The organism is uncultured Microscilla sp., assembly GCF_947493425.1.
GTDB lineage: Bacteria > Bacteroidota > Bacteroidia > Cytophagales > Microscillaceae > Microscilla.
Genome location: NZ_CANLRP010000295.1, coordinates 1 through 5,338 on the forward strand (window position 1 = coordinate 1; position 5,338 = coordinate 5,338).

The following is a 5,338-nucleotide window of genomic DNA, read 5'->3' on the forward strand; positions in this document are numbered from 1 at the left end:
CTCATTCGTAATTTAGTCCAGAGTTGGGAGTCCGTAGACCATAGTTTTTTAGTGTCGCTTTGCGCTCATTCGTAATTGAACAATTCGTAATTCGTAATTAAAAAACTCGTAATTCTCAAGAATCTGCTTGCTGTTTTTTCCAGGCAACAACCTCATCACGCATTTGGTTATAAGTTTCAAGCGATACATTGGTATGTTTGGCAATGCGCTCATAATCGGTGTTCATATCGTTGATAAAATCATCGGGAGAGTATATCAACACACTTTTCTGGTAGCAATCCCGGATCAGGTGTAGGTGAGCGCCCTGCCAATAGGTGTGCCCCAGGTTCATCCAGGCATAACAATTCATATCATTTTCGGGCTCAGCATCAATGGCTTGGTGTAATGCCTTACGTGCCTTGTCAAACTCACCTTCTACCACATAACACCAACCTATTTTACGCAATGTAAATGCATTGTTGGGCTCTTGTTGTAGCGACATATCATAATAGATGATGGCTTCTTTGTATTGAAGCAGTTTTTGGTGGCAAAACCCTATATTTCGTAAAGTCCAAGAATCTTTGTTTGCCAACTGGTAGGCTTTCAAGTGGTGCTCCAGAGCCATCGCATAATCATCAAACTTTTGGTAGCACCAGCCAATATTATCTAAAATCCACGAATCATTGGGTTTGAGCTCCGCGGCTTTCTGATAATACTCCATCGATTTTTTAAAATCTGATAATTGACGGTAACAGTAGGCAACATCTTGCACCTCCCATACATCGAGGGGTTGCTTTTGCTCAGATGCAAGGTAATATTCGAGCGCTTTAGAGAAATCATCTACCCTTCGGTAACAATGTGCTATATCTTTGAGATTGTCAACGGTTCGTATGCCTAACTCCTCTGCCTTTAGCAAGTGCGTGAGTGCTTCTTTGTGTTGGTATAACTCTTTGTAATAGCTTCCCAGTGACCTGAAAACATAGGGATGGTAAGGAAGTATTTCGGCATACACGAGCAGGGCTTTAATTTCTATTTTATACGTTGCCTTAGACATTGATGCGTTTGATTTGAATCGCTAAATTATATCCTTTTTATAAAAATCCCATCAATAACCGTTTTGAAATTGAATGATTAAACTAATTAATTGCTTTATGGTGGTAATATGGCTGTTTATCCGGGTAACTTTTAGACAATAAAACACACCAAACGGCTTGATGAGTTTGTGTTCAAGCTTCGTTCCAGTATTTTAAACTAAAGAATGTTTTGAAAAATGGGCGTTTTTTAGCGCCATATCCTACATTGTGGTTATTTTTTCCTTTAGGGCATTAAATTCCTTGGTGGGTAGTTGTATATACTGCAAAAGCATTGGGTAGTCATTGTCCATATCAGCAAAAAAACGTTCTTTATTTTCAAAAGCTTCATAGCTACGCCTATAATATTCTCTTGCTTGTTTTTTTTGCCCACTACAATAGTATACATGCCCAGTGTTCATGAGAGATTGAGGGCTTGCTTTTCGGTCAACTTTATACGACTTTCGGTAAGCATTTAATGCGTTTTTGAGGTTGCCACACACAAAATGTACCCAACCTATTTGTCTGATTGTCCAGGCATTGCTTGAGTCTACTGCCAGCGATTGAGCATAAAATGTCATCGCTTTTTTGTAACTTTTGATGCTCATATAGCAATACCCAATGTTGTCAAGGTTCCACGGATCTTTGTTGTCTACCTTATATACATTCAGGTGATACTTCAGTGCCGACGTGTAATCATTGAGTTGTTGGTAGTTCCAGCCTATGCTATCCAGCACATAGGTATCGTTGGGCTTGAGTTGGTCAAGCTTGATAAAATAAGTAATAGATGTTTTGTACTGTCGGGCGCCTTGGTAAGCCATTGCCATACGGCGGATCAGCCAACTGTCTTCAGGGTATTCAGGTTCTACCTTTCGAAAGCAGTCAATGGCCTTTTTATGTTGTTTTATTTGTTGATAAGCATAGCCTAACTTCTTGAAATCAAGCTTTTTATCGTGATCATTCTTTTCAGCTTTTTTAAAGTAAGTAATGGCCTTGCGGTAGTCATAACGGTGATAGTAACAAACCCCAATAGTGTGCAATAGTTCAAAGTGAGAGGGAAGCAGTTCCTCATAAGGGAGCAATTGAGAAAGTTCTTGTTTAAACTGCACGGTAGACATGGGCAAAATTGTTTGTTAAAATGAACGATTTATGGTTAACCAAAAGAGCCTGTGAGACTTGTTTTGATAAAAAAATGATAATGCAAAAATACAACAGGATATATCTGAAAAAAAATGTCATTTGATGAGTTCTTTACATCAAGTAGTTTTTTTTGAATCCGGGTATTTTTTTACTTTTTTGCCTGATTTCTGTAAATAAAACTATAAAGAAAGGTCTTTAGTTTAGGAATAATGTGCCTTGTTGGAGTAGTAGATTTATATAGTGTTTTGAGATAGTATAAAGTATGTAAGACCCTCACTATAAATTCACGATAATTTACGCTGGTTTGTTGGGTTTTATGCCAAGAAATTTTTAATTGTTTTGCTCATAATGTTTAATCATTTGATCATTTACTTTTTCTATGCTTTCTTCGTCGAGATGGTATTGAGTAAGATAAGGCAAATCTTCGCGCATCAGTTGAACGAACTCTTCTTTGTTGCTAAACCCTAAGATACTTTCCTTATAATAATCATAAGCTTTGTCAGGCTGTTGTTTAATCATACAAATATGCCCCAGGTTCATCAATGTGTGGGCATCATAAGGAGCAAGTTGGTGGGCTTTTTTAATATATGTATCAGCCTCTTTCAGGTTGCCTTTTATTAGGTTAATCCATCCAATATTCATCAAAACTACATCTTCATTTGGGTTGAGTTTTTCAGCTATTTTGTAGTATTCCATTGCCTGGTCAAAGTCTTCGAGCCATTGCAGACAGTAGCCAATATGTCCCAGGTTCCACACATCTGTGGGCAATGCTTTAAATGCCCTGAGGTGGTATTTGAGCGCCGCTTCATAGTTGTTGGTGTCTTGGTAGCAATACCCGGCAAACGCAAGGTGTATATTGTTGAGATACTGGTGTTTGTCTGTTACTAAAAAATGTTTGAGTGCCTTCGAAAACTGATTGTTATGGTAATATGCCAAAGCCATCAGCAATACATTCTCTATATCGTTGGGGGCAACCTTGGCTACTTTTTTATGGTAATTAACCGCCAATTTATACATACCTATATTACTGTAGCAAGCAGCAATTTCTTTGAGTAAAGATAAATGATTGGGCAATATCTTTTCATATTTAATCAGAGTGGTTAGGTCTTGATGGTAAATGGCTTGTGACATAAAAGTAAAAATATGAAATGAGGGAGGTACTTTTTACAAAGATAAAAAGTAATGTAGTTTTTTGGTGGTATTTGCCTGAATTTACGCCTGCTTGATGTCAAGAGAGCATATTTTGATGGGTAACTGCCAAAACATTGGATTTTATAAAGTCACCTTGTGAATTGTAGCAGTACCATGGAGAAGTGCCCTCATATTTTCGTTGATTCTATTGTGGTTTCAGGCTTTTCGTTCTAACTTTCCTCAACCAAATTATTTGTTGAACGATTTAACAAAAACATATTGAAAACTATACTAATAACCAATGCGCTGGTAGTAAACGAAGGGACTACTGAAGAAAAAGATGTGTTGATAAAAGATGGTTTGATTGACAAAATAGGGAAAGATTTGTCGGGTACTACAGCCGACTTGCACATAGATGCCAAAGGCAAACACTTATTGCCAGGAGTGATAGACGACCAGGTACATTTTCGTGAGCCAGGGCTTACCCACAAGGCAGACCTTTACCACGAGGCAAAAGCCGCAGTGAGAGGAGGAACCACTACTTTTATGGAAATGCCCAACACCGTACCCAATACATTGACCCAAGAACTACTGGAACAAAAATATCAACGGGCGTCAGAGGTGGCACTTGCCAATTATTCATTTTTTATGGGGGCTTCTAACGATAACATAGAAGAAGTGCTAAAAACTGACCCCAAAAAAGTGTGTGGCATCAAAGTATTTATGGGCTCGTCTACGGGCAACATGTTGGTAGACAACCGCGAAGTGTTGGAAAAAATATTTAGTCAGGCACCTATACTGGTAGCTACCCATTGTGAAGACGAAGCCACCATAAGAGCTAAATCGGCAGTATATAAAGAAAAATACGGCGATGATGTGCCTATGAGTGCCCACCCCGAAATAAGAGATGTAGAAGCTTGTTACAAATCGAGCAGCCTTGCGGTAGAACTTGCCAAAAAACACAACAGTCGTTTGCATATTTTGCATATTTCTACTGCCAAGGAACTAGAGCTTTTCCGCAACGACATTCCTTTAGAAGAAAAACGTATTACTTCTGAAGTGTGCGTACACCACCTATGGTTTGAAGCAAGCCAATATGATACTTTGGGTTCACAGATGAAATGCAACCCCGCCATTAAAGAAAAAAGCAACCGTGAGGCCTTGTGGGAAGCCTTAAACGATGATCGCCTGGACATTATAGCCACCGACCACGCCCCCCACACCTGGGAAGAAAAGCAAAACCATTACTGGAAAGCGCCCGCAGGACTACCACTGGTGCAGTTTTCATTGCAAATGATGCTTGAAATGGCACGCGAAGGCAGGCTAACCCTGGAGAAAGTAGTAGAAAAAATGGCGCATACTCCTGCCATCTGTTTTGAGGTAGAAAAACGCGGTTACATTCGTGAGGGTTATTGGGCTGACCTGGTGTTGGTAGACCTGAACAAAACCACTACCGTCAAAAAAGAAGACATTGTATACAAGGCGGGTTGGTCGCCACTTGAAGGGCAAGAGTTCCATTCAGACATTACCCATACTATAGTATCAGGGCATTTGGCTTATGCCGAAGGCAAGTTTGACGAATCGAAAAAAGGCGAACGCGTGTTGTTTGATCGATAGTTTTTGTCAATGGCTTCATTGTTTTATGGTTCGCTAAGCGGTTTTTTCTGTTCTTAGCTCTTTTAAGTCTTCTTTAGGAGACTTGAAAGTTTTGATGAATGCAAGTCTCCAGACTTGTTTGCGCAGCAAAATAGTGCGCGACCGAAAGTTAGCCTTATGGCTAGAAGCCTGGAGGCTTATTTTTATCCATCAGTTTCCTCAGCTCTTTTAAGTCTTCTTTAGGAGACTTGAAAGTTTTGATGAATGTAAGTCTCCAGACTTGCTTGCGCAGCAAAATAGTGCACGACCGAAAGTTAGTCTTATGGCTAGAAGCCTGGAGACTTCTTTTTATCCATCAGTTTCCTCAGCTCTTTTAAGTCTTCTTTAGGAGACTTGAAAGTTTTGATGAATGTAAGTCTCCA

4 protein-coding genes are annotated in these 5,338 nt (G+C 39.4%); 1 reads left to right on the plus strand and 3 read right to left on the minus strand.

Features of this window, described 5'->3' with window-relative positions; all coding sequences use genetic code 11:
- Positions 1-115: 115 nt before the first annotated feature.
- The 3 genes from Q0954_RS32625 to Q0954_RS32635 form a co-directional block, all read right to left on the minus strand.
- The gene (locus tag Q0954_RS32625) at positions 116-1,033 is read right to left on the minus strand and encodes a tetratricopeptide repeat protein (RefSeq protein ID WP_299465789.1); all 918 of its coding nucleotides are present in this window, start codon (positions 1,031-1,033) and stop codon (positions 116-118) included.
- A 240-nt stretch (positions 1,034-1,273) separates the two neighbouring features.
- Positions 1,274-2,167 (minus strand): tetratricopeptide repeat protein, encoded by an 894-nt coding sequence (locus Q0954_RS32630; RefSeq protein ID WP_299465792.1) that lies wholly within the window; start codon positions 2,165-2,167, stop codon positions 1,274-1,276.
- Between the two features lie 352 nt (positions 2,168-2,519).
- Entirely contained in the window at positions 2,520-3,320 is an 801-nt protein-coding gene (locus Q0954_RS32635; protein WP_299465795.1) for a hypothetical protein, read from the minus strand.
- A gap of 279 nt (positions 3,321-3,599) precedes the next feature.
- On the opposite strand from Q0954_RS32635, the gene Q0954_RS32640 reads away from it, so the two are divergent.
- Positions 3,600-4,937 (plus strand): dihydroorotase, encoded by a 1,338-nt coding sequence (locus tag Q0954_RS32640; protein ID WP_299465798.1) that lies wholly within the window; start codon positions 3,600-3,602, stop codon positions 4,935-4,937.
- Positions 4,938-5,338: the final 401 nt, after the last annotated feature.